This is a genomic window from Spirosoma aureum (assembly GCF_011604685.1).
Taxonomy (GTDB): Bacteria; Bacteroidota; Bacteroidia; order Cytophagales; family Spirosomataceae; genus Spirosoma; species Spirosoma aureum.
The window spans coordinates 6,627,928-6,643,341 of sequence record NZ_CP050063.1 but is presented as its reverse complement, the minus strand read 5'-3'; the positions used below and the strand labels follow the sequence as shown (position 1 = coordinate 6,643,341).

The 15,414-nt window shown below is 43.5% G+C and carries 11 protein-coding genes; 2 read left to right on the top strand and 9 right to left on the bottom strand.

Annotation, left to right across the window (positions count from 1 at the left end; all coding sequences use genetic code 11):
* Positions 1–2: 2 nt before the first annotated feature.
* The 5 genes from G8759_RS26435 to G8759_RS26415 form a co-directional block, all read right to left on the bottom strand.
* Positions 3–245, bottom strand: a complete 243-nt coding sequence (locus G8759_RS26435; RefSeq protein ID WP_167215114.1) for a response regulator transcription factor — start codon at positions 243–245, stop codon at positions 3–5.
* Between the two features lie 234 nt (positions 246–479).
* The gene (locus G8759_RS26430; RefSeq protein WP_167215111.1) at positions 480–1,820 is read right to left on the bottom strand and encodes a histidine kinase; all 1,341 of its coding nucleotides are present in this window, start codon (positions 1,818–1,820) and stop codon (positions 480–482) included.
* Between the two features lie 218 nt (positions 1,821–2,038).
* Entirely contained in the window at positions 2,039–2,233 is a 195-nt protein-coding gene (locus G8759_RS26425) for a hypothetical protein (protein WP_167215108.1), read from the bottom strand.
* A 295-nt stretch (positions 2,234–2,528) separates the two neighbouring features.
* Positions 2,529–3,293, bottom strand: coding sequence for an SDR family NAD(P)-dependent oxidoreductase (locus tag G8759_RS26420; protein WP_167215105.1), 765 nt, complete (start codon positions 3,291–3,293; stop codon positions 2,529–2,531).
* Between the two features lie 70 nt (positions 3,294–3,363).
* Entirely contained in the window at positions 3,364–3,780 is a 417-nt protein-coding gene (locus G8759_RS26415; RefSeq protein ID WP_167215102.1) for a helix-turn-helix domain-containing protein, read from the bottom strand.
* 205 nt (positions 3,781–3,985) lie between these two features.
* On the opposite strand from G8759_RS26415, the gene fumC reads away from it, so the two are divergent.
* Complete coding sequence (fumC, locus tag G8759_RS26410; RefSeq protein ID WP_167215099.1) at positions 3,986–5,386, top strand: class II fumarate hydratase; 1,401 nt, start codon at positions 3,986–3,988, stop codon at positions 5,384–5,386.
* 310 nt (positions 5,387–5,696) lie between these two features.
* On the opposite strand, the gene G8759_RS26405 is transcribed toward fumC, so the two are convergent.
* Together G8759_RS26405 and G8759_RS26400 are read right to left on the bottom strand one after the other, a co-directional pair.
* Positions 5,697–6,284, bottom strand: coding sequence for an RNA polymerase sigma factor (locus tag G8759_RS26405; RefSeq protein ID WP_167215095.1), 588 nt, complete (start codon positions 6,282–6,284; stop codon positions 5,697–5,699).
* 375 nt (positions 6,285–6,659) lie between these two features.
* Positions 6,660–10,514 (bottom strand): hybrid sensor histidine kinase/response regulator transcription factor, encoded by a 3,855-nt coding sequence (locus G8759_RS26400; protein WP_167215092.1) that lies wholly within the window; start codon positions 10,512–10,514, stop codon positions 6,660–6,662.
* A 917-nt stretch (positions 10,515–11,431) separates the two neighbouring features.
* Between G8759_RS26400 and G8759_RS26395 the strand changes: the two genes are divergently transcribed.
* A complete protein-coding gene (locus G8759_RS26395) occupies positions 11,432–11,671 on the top strand; it encodes a hypothetical protein (protein WP_167215089.1) in 240 nt (79 codons plus the stop codon).
* Positions 11,672–13,024: 1,353 nt separating this feature from the next.
* Here the strand turns inward: G8759_RS26395 and G8759_RS26390 are convergent.
* Together G8759_RS26390 and G8759_RS26385 are read right to left on the bottom strand one after the other, a co-directional pair.
* Positions 13,025–13,711: a response regulator transcription factor gene (locus G8759_RS26390; protein ID WP_167215086.1), complete on the bottom strand. Its 687-nt coding sequence runs from the start codon at positions 13,709–13,711 to the stop codon at positions 13,025–13,027.
* 97 nt (positions 13,712–13,808) lie between these two features.
* Entirely contained in the window at positions 13,809–15,305 is a 1,497-nt protein-coding gene (locus G8759_RS26385; RefSeq protein ID WP_167215083.1) for a sensor histidine kinase, read from the bottom strand.
* Positions 15,306–15,414: the final 109 nt, after the last annotated feature.

Genomic DNA, 15,414 nt, shown 5'->3' with positions numbered 1-15,414 from the left:
CTTTACAAAACCACTAATCCAGTTTTCACCGCCCATAAGGCCAGTCCAACGCGGCTTTTTACCTGTAATCGCTCAAATAGCACTTCCCGATAACCGTCTACGGTGCGTGGACTGACGCACATTTTGTCCGCAATCTGGACATAGGTTAGCTCGGAACAGGCTAATTGGAGAAATTGAAGCTCGCGGTGTTTAAATTTGGGAAAAGCAGGATTAGTACTCGGGAGAGAAGGTAGAGAAATAGTCATTACGGTGTGTGAATACAGCTAACTATGTGTCTAGCTAACTTCTTGTAAATAAGTTAATAATGGGCTATTTTGCAAAATGAAGTGAGTAAACGGTAACACATAGAAAAATAAGTAATACTACTGTGTCATAATGTAAAATTTTAGACACAATTAGGCTGATACTTGTGACTTACTTAGGCGTATGTATAAGGAATCGTCGTATAGGGTTCACCGTAATTAATATTACGTCAATGATTAATAGGCGATCTGTTCCCTTGAGGGGATTAAGGGCACGGCTACATTGAATAATTTATTCTCTTCGGAGATGTAAATGTCGGGTTGATTTAATAACTGGAATTTTAATTTAATATTTTGAAGACCTTTTTTGGTCGACATGAGCCGGTTGACCCGTTTCCGCTGGAGATTATTACGAACATTTAAAAAGCCATCGTTGTCCGTAAAAATTTGAATGACTAATGGGTTACTGGCAGAAACAATGTTGTGTTTCACCGCATTTTCAATCAATAGTTGTAAGGTCAGCGGTGGAATTAAGCACGTTTTGTCGCTATCATCGATGTTGATTTCCAGATTGATTCCCTGATCGTAGCGTGTTTTCAGGAGGTGATAGTACGAATTGATAAACTTAATCTCCGCTGCCAGTGATATAAGTTCCTGATCGGTAGCCTGAAGTAAATAGCGGTAAACATTCGACAGTTCATCAACAAACCGCTCGGCCTTAGTCGGTTCATCAGCAATCAGCGACGATAGGGAGTTAAGACTATTGAACAGAAAGTGAGGACTTAACTGGGCCTGCAAGGCCCGCATTTGCATCTCGGCTACTTCGTGCTCGAGCAACTGAACGGTCTGTTTGGCAACGGTCTGGTCGCGTAGCCTTTGCCTGCGTTCCCGGTTCAGTGCCTGCTCAAAAAGGGCTTTCTTGACTGCATCACGGCGATGGCGATACGCTAAACCGAGTGAGAAAAACACTAATTCCAGTACGATTCCTAGCTGTAGATAGGTAAGGGGGGCTAGCCAGAACCCATCCAGATCATTAGCCGGTCGTATCATTGTGAGAGACATTGCAATCAACGCACCCAACACGAGCATAGCTGACCCCGTAATAAAAAAACGCCCAATGGGGTCTTTGCGCTTATAAACCGTTATGATGATGTAGCCGGATAAAATGACCATTCCGGTTCGGACCAGCGTATGGATAAGCTCATGAACTGGCAGGGCCCAATAATCAGACAAAAAACAGAAACCAACTTCAAGTAAAATATAAGCTGCCAGTCCTGTTTGCGTCATGCGGAACAGGCGTAATAAATTAGGGCGATGTTCCCGAAGATTTAAAAAGGCGATTGTAAAGTCGTAATAAACGATATAGGCGACCATTGGACCCGTAATTCGCACAAAATCGGCAAGATTGTCGGATAAGATACTACTCGATCGTAGTGGGAAATAGCCTAGCCAGATTAACAGGTAAACCGTATAGAGCCCGTAGATTCGTTCTTGATAAAAGCACCACTGTACAATATTATACAATAGTATTGCCGCCATCATACCCAGAAAGAGGAAGAGCCAGGTTTCGTAAACCATAGTCTTTAATAACCGTGGGTTAAAAAGAGTGCCTAAAACTATAAAAGTTGCACCATCGACCGGCAGACTACTTAATCAACGGTTAAAACCCTGTCTTATCGGTTTGAATACGGTTTAAATGTGCCAGCCGGGGCTACTTTTCCGGCGATTAGAAACAGCTATAAAACAAAAAAGCCTCCATTGCTGGGGCTTTTTTGAAACTTATAGAATTGAATCGATTATTTGATCGAATCCTTCTTCGTTGTATCTTTTGCCATCGTCGTGTCAGTTGACATCGTTGATGTTGAATCTGACGACATAGTCGAGCTGGAATCCGTTACTGTCGTAGATGATTCGGTCGACTCGGTTTTGGTGCTTGAACAAGCTGTGGTCAGAGCCAGCAGAGAGAGCAGGAGAAAAGCAGATTTTGCCATGTTTTTCAATGAATTGAGATGAATTCTATGTTTCTAGTTATTAATTCAAATAGATTAGAAAAGTAACCCATCATTTTGCAGAATTGTTAGACTTTTTGACAAGTATGCTGATTCTTTCACCTATTTATTGCTGAACAGGCAGTCATAGAACATTCGCTCAGGGGCAACGACTGGATTTTCTTCGGTTAATTTTTTCTTCGAAACGTTCAGCGTTCGAATCCAGACCAGTATAGCCCCCGTAATGAAAAAGGCCTGTGGAGGACACAGGCCATATACTGCAATTCTTATTCAATTCCTATAAAAACATACCGCCCGAAGCTTCAATCCGTTGGGCGTTTACCCAGCGGGCATCGGTCGAACATAGAAATGCCACAACACCGCCTATATCGTCGGGGAGGCCCATCCGACCAAGCGCTGTTTGTGAGGAAATAAATGCCTCGAGTTCGGGATGGGCCTCTCGAGCTGCTTTGGTGAAGTCCGTTTCAATGATACCCGGTGCTACCAGATTTGCCCTGATACCACGTGAACCCAACTCTTTTGCCAGATATTTGGTGAAGATTTCAACGGCGCCCTTCATGGAGGCATAGGCCGCATAGCCCGGTGTTGTGAATCGGGTCAGCCCAGTCGATACGTTAACAATACTACCTTTGTCGGCGAGAAGTGGTAGGGATTTTTGGGTTAGAAAATAAACTCCTTTGAGGTGAATGTTGAACAGATTATCGAAGTCTTCTTCGGTTGTCTGCGCAAAAGGAGAAGCGGCATCGATCCCGGCATTGTTAATCAGAAAGTCGAAAGTAGATCGGCCCCATTTTTCGTTTAAGGTAGCAGATACCTGTTCCAGAAATGAATTGAAGGTGCTGACTATGCCCGTATCCAGGCGGAGTGCAGCGGCTTTCCTGCCTTTCTGTTCGATTTCCTGAACAACGGCTTCGGCTTCATCCTGTTTGGAGCGATACGTTAAAATAATATCTATACCGTCAGTAGCTAAGCGTAAGGCGATGTTTTTACCCAGACCACGGCTACCACCGGTTACTACTGCAATTTTGTTTTCAGTTGCCATCTTGTTTGTTGTTGATTGACGGCACAAAGTTGCAGGACGCGGCTCGGCACTTTATGGTGACTGTTTCAGATTAAATGGTGATAGCTTCAGTTTTTTCCCATGCTTCCTGCAAAATGGCTTCCCGGTATTGCCTGGGAGTAACACCCTGAAAGCGTTTGAAAAATTTGGTGAAGTTAGATGGATCGAAAGTCAGCGTCATGGCAATATCGGCAATAGTGCGCCGGTTGTCGCGCAGCATAGTTCTGGCAATGGCCATTATCTTATTCTCGAAGAAGTAGCAGGGCGATTGGCCCGTTGTTAGTTTAATGGTATTGCTGAGGTGGGTTGGGTGAATATGCAGCTCATCGGCAATATCCCGAATCTCGTACATGTCAGTAACGCGCCCTTCCAGGAGGTCAGCCAAATGACGATCTATAACGGCCATGAAGTCAGCGGTTATTTCATGCTGCCGGGCAGCAATTTTATGGGGCAGTTTGTAGGTGGTCATGACGTTTGGTATCGGGAATGCTTATCGATTAAACTAACCATTTTTCGGTGTTTTTTGATCGACATGAAAAATGTTAGTTGGCAATTGTGTCTGGTGAGACATTGAAACCTGCCAAACAGCATGGTAAAACACGAGCCTCACCCTACCTTTGCCGACGAATTTTGAGACAGTCTTTTGTCTAACTTCTTATATCTATAGTCTATACATGGAATATCGCATCGAGAAAGACACGATGGGCCAGGTTCAGGTTCCGGCCAACGTCTATTGGGGCGCGCAAACCCAGCGTTCCATCGAGAACTTTAAAATTGCCCAAGATATCAATAAAATGCCGCGCGAGATTATCCGGGCATTTGCGTACCTCAAAAAAGCAGCTGCATTAACCAATCTCGATGCAGGAGTACTGTCGCAGGAAAAAAGTGATCTTATTGGCCAGGCATGTGACGAAATTCTGGCCGGGAAACTCGATGATCAGTTTCCGCTTGTGGTTTGGCAAACGGGTTCAGGCACCCAGTCAAATATGAATGTCAATGAAGTAGTGGCGTATCGGGGGCATGTGTTGCACGGTGGCCAGCTCATTGACGAAAAGAAATTTCTGCATCCCAACGATGATGTGAACAAGTCACAGTCGTCGAACGATACGTTTCCGACGGCGATGCACATTGCTGCCTACAAAATTCTGCTTGACGTTACGATTCCCGGCATCACAAAACTACGCGATACGCTGTCTGCCAAGTCGAAGCAGTTTATGCATATCGTCAAAATTGGGCGGACGCACTTCATGGATGCCACGCCCCTGACAGTTGGTCAGGAGTTTTCTGGCTACGTGTCGCAACTCGATCACGGTTTGCGGGCCATCAATAATTCGCTGGCTCACCTGAGCGAACTGGCACTTGGCGGAACGGCTGTTGGTACGGGTATCAACACGCCCCCGAATTATTCAGAAAACGTAGCGAAACACATTGCCAACGTAACGGGCCTACCGTTCATTACTGCCGAAAACAAGTTCGAAGCACTGGCGGCTCACGATGCAATTGTTGAAGCGCACGGGGCACTAAAAACCGTTGCAGCAAGCCTGATGAAAATCGGTAATGACATTCGGATGTTGTCGAGCGGACCGCGTGCCGGTATTGGTGAATTGCATATTCCCGATAACGAGCCTGGTTCATCTATTATGCCCGGTAAAGTGAACCCAACGCAGTGCGAAGCCATGACCATGGTAGCTGCGCAGGTTATGGGTAACGACGTTGCGATCAACTTTGGTGGTGCTATGGGGCACTTCGAACTGAACGTCTTCAAGCCGGTCATGATTTATAACTTTCTACATTCTGCCAGGCTCATTGGTGATGTATGCGTATCGTTCAATGACAAATGTGCCGAAGGGATCGAACCGATCGAAGCCAACATCAAAAAGCATGTTGACTCATCGTTGATGCTGGTAACGGCCCTGAATACAAAAATTGGCTATTATAAAGCAGCCGAAATCGCACAGACGGCTCACCGAGAAGGATCAACCCTAAAAGAAACGGCTCTGAAACTCGGTTATTTGACCGAAGAGGAGTTTAACGAATGGGTGAAGCCTGAGGATATGGTAGGCGAAATAAAGTAAAATTTTTGACAAATGGTCAGTACCGTAACCCTGTTAGGATCATTCCGATTTTAGCTGGGTTACGGTCATTTAAGGCATGATCCATTGCTTTACGCTATTTTTTTGAGTCTGATTCACGACCCCTCCAGCCCAGCAAAAGGACTGTGTAAAATAGTTTTATGCGAGAGAATAATTGATAGATCTTAATAGCCTAAACACAATAAAAATATCCCCAGCGTATGGCTACAACTGGGGATTCATCGTCCGGTGGGTAGTAATACTAAATTAGGTAAGCGTAATAGGCACTCTTATTGAAACATGAAATTCCACTCTAGAAATTTACGGGTTTCTGAAATTGCTTTTCCTGGTCAGAAATGGCGGTTATACACAGAGCGCGGAGTTTATCCCGGCTTCTCTTTAAGCGCATTTTGATGGAGCTCTCCGAGAGATTATAATACTCACTGATCGTTTTGACCGAAACTCCTTGCTCATACTTGAGCCGCAACATGTCCACCTCATCGTCTGGCAGGCTAGTTAGAAATAGACTTAATGCACGCCATTGGCTTATCACAGTTTCATGAGGTGACAGGTCTTGCTCCGCGACATCCTTCATTACAGCATCCGACAAAGGCTCAGTGCGTTTGCTGGCGCGAATGTGGTCGATGCAGTAATTATGGGAAATGGCATAGAGCCAGGTAGAAAAGGCCGACCGATTTTGAAATGTTTTGAGCTTCATAAAGACTTTAATGAAAATGTCCTGGGTGAAATCTTTAGCCATTTCGGGGTCGTTGGTCATCGTCAGGCACTTATTATAGACTCGATTCACGTAGTGATGGTAGATGTTATCGAAGGTGTCGATAGCCTCTGCGTTTTGAAAGGAAGTCACGGATTGTTGGTCTAGTGCGCGATACTTTGTCATGGTGAGTAGGGAAAAGCAAAAAGAATGAAGAGAATGAAACAATAGTCTATTCGTTACAGAGGAGCTTGGTTAGCCTATATGAAACAGTGTCCAGATCAGATGCGTATAGTTCTACATCCTAATAGCGTAAAGACTTATTGGCGACGGTAGTGTTGCAAAATGAAATGGAGTAGTTTCCGTAGGTATTATTTAGGTATATCATCTATAACCCGCGCTGGTCTATTAGTAAAACGCGAGTGACAAAGGTCTGCAGGCTTAGGTATAAATACCGGTATTTTTATCTCAAATACTGGTACTTACGTACCAATAGAATAAAAATTATGCTAAAAATCGCAGGATAAGTATATTGATAATTGTATTGTGTATATTTTTTTCTTAATTTTTATTAGAAAAGGCGGATGGGGTCATTTGGTACACTTTGCGAAAAGTACGGGTAAAATAAGAGGGATCTTCGAAGCCAACAAGATAGGCAGTCTCAGAAACAGTATGTCCCTGGCGCAATAGTTGGGCAGCTCGTTTCAGGCGATAATTACGGATAAATTCGCCCGTAGACGTACCAGCCAATGCTTTTAACTTACGGTGTAAATTCATACGGCTCAAACCACTTTCTGTGATAAGTTCTTCGGCCCCGAAGCTCGCATCATCGAGATGTTTCTCAACTACATGGGCAAGCTTCTCCAATAACGGATCGGTAGGAGCGGGAGGGTCAGGTAGTGGATCGGGATTGGTAACACTGGCAAGTACCCAGTCGCGTAATTGCTGACGTTGTTTTAACAGGTTTCGGACGCGTAATTCAAGCTCCTGAACATGAAATGGTTTTCCAATATAATCATCGGCTCCCAACGACAAACCTTCAATCCGGTTCTCGACCGACGATTTAGCGGTTAGCAGAATAACGGGAATGTGACTGGTTCGCGGATCTTCTTTTACGTTTTTACAAAGTGTGTACCCATCCATGATTGGCATCAGTACGTCGCTGATCACCAAATCAGGAACAAGCATAAGGGCTTGGTCTAAACCCTCCGCCCCGTTAAGGGCACGGTGAATTTGATAATGTGACGGAAGACTATCGGCAATAAAATCGCCCAGCAACAGATTATCTTCTACTATCAATACAATCGGAGCATCATCAAACTGTTGTTCTTCGTCGGATTCCTGAACTTCTGATTCGACGGTCGTTGGTAGCGACTGAACTATCTCAGAAATAGTAGCAGGACGGTATGGTAAATTGACGGTAAAGATCGAACCACTATTTATTTTACTGAAAACCTGAACAGTTCCTGATTGTACTTCAACTAACTCTTTAACAAGTGCCAGACCAATACCAGTACCTTCCTGTTGGCGAGTGCTGGAATTGTCAACCTGATAGAATCGGTCGAAAATTCGTGGAAGCTGGTCTGCTGGAATGCCAAAACCAGTATCAGTTACGGTTAATTGAAGCCATGAGTTATGGGTAGTTTTAGAATTTCTCTTTTCAGGTGAATCCAGGTGCTGAACAGGCATTAAATCGACGGTTACCTTACCGCCTACTGGTGTGAATTTTAAGGCATTCGCCACCAGATTAGAGACAATACGTTCTAGTTTGCCGGAGTCAAACCAGTAGGCCGAATGTAAATTTTGAACATGCAAATCCAGCTGAATGTCCTTTGTATTGGCTTGGTATTCAAAAGATTGTATTAATTGGGTTATAAGTGCTTCCAGATCGCCTTGGCTTTCGTTTATCTGCAGTGCATGAGCCTCTGCTTTAGAGAGTTCCATTAACTGGTTAATCAGGCCTAGTAGCTGAGTTGCATTTTGATAAATTAAATCAAGCTGATGCCGATCGTCAATATGGCGAAGCCGCTGTTTTAATTTTTCTGCTGGTGCCAGAATTAAGGTTAATGGTGTTCGGAACTCATGGGTGATATTGGTAAAGAAGCGAGCTTTGATCACATCGATTGCCTTGAGCTGCATCGCTTCCTGCTGGGTAACATAAGAACGGACCAGTCCATAAATCACACCTACCAAGGCACCAATATATAGCAGAATAGCCCACCAGGTAGCCCACCAGGGCGGGCGAATAGCTAAGGTCAATACACGAATGTGTTTACTCCATATCCCCGACGTATTGGACGCATTAAGCCTGAGTACATAAGTGCCCCATCGTAAATCAGTATACTCGGCTTTGGGATGGCTGGTTTCAACCCATTCTTTATTTAATCCGACCAACTGGTATCGGTAGCGAATTTTGGGCTGATTATTATATTGTAAAGCGGCAAAATAAACCGTTAAAAAGTTCTGGTTATAAGGTAAATCCAGATGGTTGATTGCCTGTACGGGTAATGAATCGGGTAGTTGTTCAGGTAGAAGCGGCTGATTGTTAATCTGAATATCGGTAATTTGTACAGATGGCTGATAACCATCATCACGTAATTTTTTCGGATAAAAAGACGTAAGCCCACCTAAGCCGCCCAGAATAATTTGATCATCTGGAAGGTGTAGGTAATGAAACCGATTGAATTCATCTTCCAGAATGCCATCTTCGTGTGTATAAATTTTTGTTTTGAATGTACGTCGATCCATTCGACATATACCTTGATTGGTTGCAATCCAGAGAAAACCCTGGTTATCAGTAATAGCGGTATAAATTACATTGTTGGGTAAACCGTTCTGTTTGGTAAATCGGCGGCAGTTGCCCGTTCGTTTGTCGAACCGACATAGACCATTGCCAAAAGTTCCAATCCATAAAATTGCCTTGTCGAATGGGTCATCAAACAGACAAAAGAGTTGATTGCTACTTATTGATCTCAGGTTGGTGGGTTGGTGTTTATATTGTTTGATTCGGCCACTCGCTCGATCGATGCGGTAAAGTCCTTGTATATTAGTTGCTACCCAAATTGCCTTTTCATCGACCACAATTTGCAGCATCTCTCCTTCAATGCCGTTAGTGAGCGTGCTGGCGTTAGTGAATGGCTGATTGCCACGTCGGTTCCCGGATCGAATTGGATGTTGGAATGGGTGCCATTTCCCGTCTTCGTACCACAAGGCAAGCGAATCAGTCATTATCCATATGCGTCCTGCGGGGTCGGTGGCCATTGACGTGACCGGGACCGTCCAGAGGTGTCGCAAGGCCAGTGGAACTGGAAACGGAAACGGAACGGTTGTGAGCTTCTTTGTCTGGAAATCAATCTGATAAAACTGACTATTATCTATGTTGAACCACATTTTTCCTGACTGATCGAATGTGTACCGAAATTTATAGGGGATCGCATCGTTGGGTATGGGAGGTAATTGATCAGTCGGCAGCCCCAAATTCTGAACCAAAAGATCCTGATAAAAGCCATGTTGATAGGGCATTGCTCTAAACAGGTTGGTTTTAAGGTTGTATTTAAGGACACCTTCTTTATTTGTCCCACCCCATAACACATCAGAGCGATCGATAAGCAACCCTCGAAAAGCATTCTGATTGTCTAACCTGGTTACTAAATCAATTCCCTTCCTGTCGTTGAAACGATAGAGCAAATGATAAATATTAAAGTATTCATTGCCCTGGCTATCAGCAACAATACGACTATGGTGCCAAACTGAAGAAACATTAATATGAGCCGGTAACGCAACCGACCTGATCTGGTTCGTTTGGGGATTGACTATCATCACCGAACGGCTTGACAATACGAACAAGTCATTAGTAGCGCGTACGAATATACCTTTGATATCATTGTCGGGCAGTATATAGGGAACGAAACGATCGATACGTTGGTCAAGCCGGTATAAACCTACTCTGTTGGACATCCACATTGTGCCTTGTTTGTCTTGCAGAAAGGCGCTGAATGTTGGGAAATAGCCAGGACGTTTGTAATGCCTGTATTGATTCGTGGCTGGATCGATACAAACAACCTTATTTGAAAGAAAACTAAGCCATAAACGTCCTTGCCTGTCTATATAATGTGCATCGATACGATCACGACCAAACATCTTTTTGAAAGTGGGCTGTTGAGAAAAATTTGTAAATTTTTCACGAACTGGATCAAGAATATCAATGTCGTTCTGATCGCTGAATATCCAGATACGACCTTGCGGATCAAGGCTTAATCCGAAAAGACTAGGTGATGTAATACCAGGCTTTCCGTCGGATCTGGGCTGAAATACTTTAAAATTATTGCCATCGTAGCGACACAGTCCATCGCGGGTGGCCATCCAGATAAAACCCTGGTGGTCTTGTACGATCGATGGAACAAAAGCCTGCGGCAAACCCTGGCGAAAGGTTATTGCCTCAGGTTGTGGCAATACTAGGGCTTGCGCCCAGACAGACACCCTACTAGATATAATAAGGGTCAGTAGAAGCACAAATGATCCCGATAGCCGATGATAAATCAAACCCGATTGCATTGGAACTTTCAAGAAAGGCGATAAGAAAAAAGCCAGTTATAAATAGGATGCCATATCCGTTACTTACCGGTAAGATAGTCGATAGCTTAGTATATACAATGGCTATTCCTATATATTATTTTGTTGGCTACGAATATCGGACCTAATATCATTGTTTTTATTATAATTATTGTATTGTAAAATATAAAATTTCGAGTCTATCTTGACTGAATTACAGGATAAGTATTTTTTATTTTATAATTGGTATATAAAGGCTAGTGTTGCATCTTATAATTAGATACTTTGAGAATTTTCGGCAAATCTGCTTTGTGATAAAGCATTGATAATAAATTATACTACGTAAAATTATTCAATTTTTTGTTATATAATAGATTGGTAATGAAAGCGTTATGGACTATTGTTGGCTGGAATGACAAGACTTATCTAAAGAATAACTAATAAAAATATTCCAGAATTATGGATCGGCTACCTTATTGATTCTTCATTTAAATGTAAAAAAACGCACATAGAAAAGTCATAGTTTCCTTTTGAAATAGTATTATATTGCACATATAAAATAAAATTTGTAGACATTCGCCTTGTGCAACATATAAGCAAGTTTTGTACCTAATGGTGATAGTAGTGTTGATTAATTGAATGTTATTCTGGCATATTATGCCTGGCTTTTACCCTAATTGATTGATTATTAAAAAGATTATATTAATGTCCTACTTATTTAATAGATCGCGGTTTAGCAGTGCATGTTTTGAATAACTTAACGGAATTATTAAACGCATAGAATGGAAGGTAACGAGAAAGATATTGAACTGGCTGGCAAACTTACGCAAGACGTAAATGAAGCCTTAAATCGCCGAATCGAAGAGCGGTTTCGAGCTGCTCTTTTCCTGGTCGATCCGAACCTGGATATGGCGGGCGTAACGATCATTAGCAATGTGGCTAATGATGACGAATTAATAGTTGGCGGAGTCGAAGACGAAACGATTGATAAGGCAATGGCGATCTTTGAATCAGAAAAATAAGACGCCTTTGTAGAGTAAAGTAATTGATAATGAGTTTCTAATTAACAAAAAAAGATCGAGTCGTTTAATTGAAAATTTGTTTACCTTTTAGAAAAGAAGATACAAAAACGCCGAGAGTTACTACGACGGCGTTTTTAATTTTATTTTTTGTATCCACCTAATTTCTATAAGATCAGGTTCGCTTTGTCAACGCATAACACCCATACAAACCTGCTAAAAATATACCTGTTGCAATAAGGATACCCATCACAAGAAAGAAAGCTATAGGAAAATAGAATTACTTCTGGCAAAAGTATTTTCTGGTAATCTAACCTCTGACTATATACGTACGTTGGTATACATTCGTAAAGATGTTATGACAGATCACTTTGATTATATCCGCTTTGAGATTACACGGCGATACATTGAACTTGCTGAGTCTGGGCAAGTCGATGATAAGTATCTTGAACGGGCTCGTCTGATCGTTGATGTTATACAGCAGAACACTAAGCTTAAAAAAGTTCAGGGTACTATTCGTGATGAGTCAGTTGGTAGCCTCATTCGCAGTTAAGCAGGCTAGTGTTTAGTAATTCGCCTGAATTTATTACAAAAACCAGTATTGGGGTATGTCGATTGTCTACAAAAAACGCCGAACGCATCTGGTTCGGCGTTTAGGCAATTATCCACACCATTGTAGGCCACCGCTGTAAAAAGACCTACACTCCCCATTCAGTACGTGGCCTGGCTCCGCTGCGTTGCGGAGCCAATAAAAAAAACGCCCAATTCATGCGTCTGGGCGTTTTTTATTTTACCTGTATTGTCTACATATATAATACTCATTAACAGCACTGGTTGTTATGCCTTTAACCTTCTTTTTAACTGAGGTTTAACGTAATCTATTACTAAACAAACGCCAGGCTCATCATAGGCCCGGCGTTTGCCCACTACTTACATTTACCCAACGACGCGATATGCACGCCATGGTATCTTACAGTACGCGAAGTTGGGTTACAGGGTTGCGTAAGTAGAAAAATGAATAAGACTTTACCCGAATTTTGACAAAAAACGCCGGATTCAAAGCGATCCGGCGTTTCGTCATCACACTCTACTTGAACAAAAACAGGATAAGTGGATGATGTTTTTTGAGACTGTAAAACCGCGTTTGATGATAAAAGAAAAGCATGTTCTTCTCACCAGATACGATGAAAGTTGAACCAGCGTTTCATTTTAATGATAACTTAATTGGATACCGTTTTTCACGAACGTGCCTTCAAACCGGGCTAACGGGTTCATACGGGTACTGAAGTCTGTTTATTAAAACAGACTCGATGTAACTAATTGAATGAGAGATGATTATTCTGAATTAAAAAAGGCTTAGATGATCAGCTTATAGCCAATACCACGAATATTGACAATCTGTATCTGAGGGTCTTCGCGGAGGTGACGCCGAAGTCGCGTAATAAATACATCCAGACTACGGCCATTGAAAAAGGAGTCATCGCCCCAGATCTCCATCAGAACGACAGCTCGTTCCAATACCTGGTTTCGCTGTTCATAGAGCCGTCGGAGTAGCTCAGCTTCCCGGTACGAAAGCAACACTTCATGACTATCTAAGACTAATTTTTGCTTGGGCGGGTCAAACTGATAGCGGCCAATCGGTAAAAAATCAGATACCGGCTGAACGCGCAATTGAGGGACCATTGCCCGTCGAAGTAGAGCATTGATTCGGACGATCAATTCGTCGAGACTAAATGGTTTCTTGAGGTAATCGTTACCACCCAGCTCAAAGCCGCGCACCACATCGGCTGTCTGTGAGCGGGCTGTCAGAAACAGAACCGGTATATCGGTATCAACTTTGCGAATTTGTTCAACTAATGTAAACCCGTCCATTTGAGGCATCATGACATCCGCTACAATGATATCGGGCCGTTCCTGCCGAAACATCGCCAGACCTTCGTCACCATTGGTGGCATAACGTACCGTAAAACCACGTACTTCGAGACTATCGCGGACGATCATGCCAAGAGCGGCCTCATCTTCAATTAACAGAACGGTTGGCATACAATAAGTTTCAGTTTTCAGTTTGTTGTTTATAGTGAAGGCACTTTTGGGCTACCATACCGCTTTTCGTACTGGAAACTATACACTGAAAACTCCGTCAATGATTGGTGAACAATAAGATAAATTCGCTTCCTTTTCCTGGTTCGCTTTGCACCTGAATGTGACCGCCATGTCGCTCAACCACCTGGCGAACATAGGCCAATCCCAGGCCAAATCCTTTGACCGCATGCAAATTGCCGGTCGGCACGCGAAAGAAACGGTCAAAAATAGCTGACTGGTAGGTTTTCAAGATGCCAATGCCATCATCGATAACCGACAGTTGCCAACCGTCTCTATTCTGTCGAAACGCCAGCCGAATATGAACCTGATCGCGCGAGTAATTGATGGCATTATCAATCAGATTATTGAGCGCGTTGCCAAAATGGACACGGTCGACCAGCACTGATGCTTCTGCTGGTATATCGGCAACAAATGCGATCGGTTTGGGTGCACGAAGTTGATGGTTCGTAATCAGATCGTGCGCTAATTCGGCCAGATTGACCAATTCGGGTCGGAGCGTAAGTTCTCGTTTTTCTTCGACGGCCAGATTCAGAACTTTCTCGACAAGGTCAGAAAGTCGTTGAAGGTTATTTTGGGAGATAGCCAGATAGTTTTGTGTCCGTTGCGGATCATTCAGCGCGCCGAAATTCTGGAGTGCTTCAATCGCTGCCGTCACGGTAGCGATGGGCGTTTTCAGTTCGTGCGTCATGTTATTGATGAAGTCGTTTTTTACCTCCGATAACTTTTTTTGTCGCATGATCGTCGACAGCATAAACAGGAAACAGCCCGTTGTAAGCAATAACAGGAGCAGCGAACCACCCAACAGCCAGCCCATTCGGCGCAGAAGGTAAAAACTCGGCGTCGTGAATGACGCCTGTACGAAGAGATTCTGAACGGGATTGATCGGCAATGGTGACGTTTGAAGCCTTTTATCTGGACCCGATTGCTGCCCATCATTTTTAAAGATCAACACATCGCTCTGGCCATGACGCGGATGAATTGTGACAGTATCGAGTTGAAAGTCAGTGTCGATAGAGCGTCGCAGAAGCTCGGTCCGATAGTCATTTTTCAATTTAAACAGATTCAGGTTTTTACCGCCAGCCCAGTTGAGCATAACCAGACTGGAGATTCGTCGGGCCATTGAATCGGCCGGTTGGAGGGGTGAATTTTCGGCTCGTTGTTGATTGGTATTGTATGTAACGATCAGGCGCTTAGTCGGTTGTTTGCCTGCCTTTGGCTTGTTTGACAGGCTTTCTGGCTGATCATAGAAGAATACCCGTGTCTGTTGGCTTTCGGAGCCATACTGGCGTATAATGATACGTGAACTATGACTATCGGCGGGGGCCGTACGACCCCGAAGCTTTTTGCCAAGCAGACGCCGGGCTTCGCCAACCTGCTGCTGTTCCAGTACCTGAAACAAGGCATCCTGAACCGTCTGACTAAATTGCTGACGGTCAATTTGGTAATTTTTCCAAAGCCAGTAGGCCTGGAAGGCATTGATGCCTACAATGCAGGCCGTCATCAGCCAGAATATAGAACGAATGCGCCGATTCATAGACAAATCTACATTCTTCGGACGTCCTTTACTAAGGGTGTTAACACTGTTTAACACTATATAGCAGTGTCTTACAAAGCATCGCCTGAACTTTGATCCGTCAAATCAA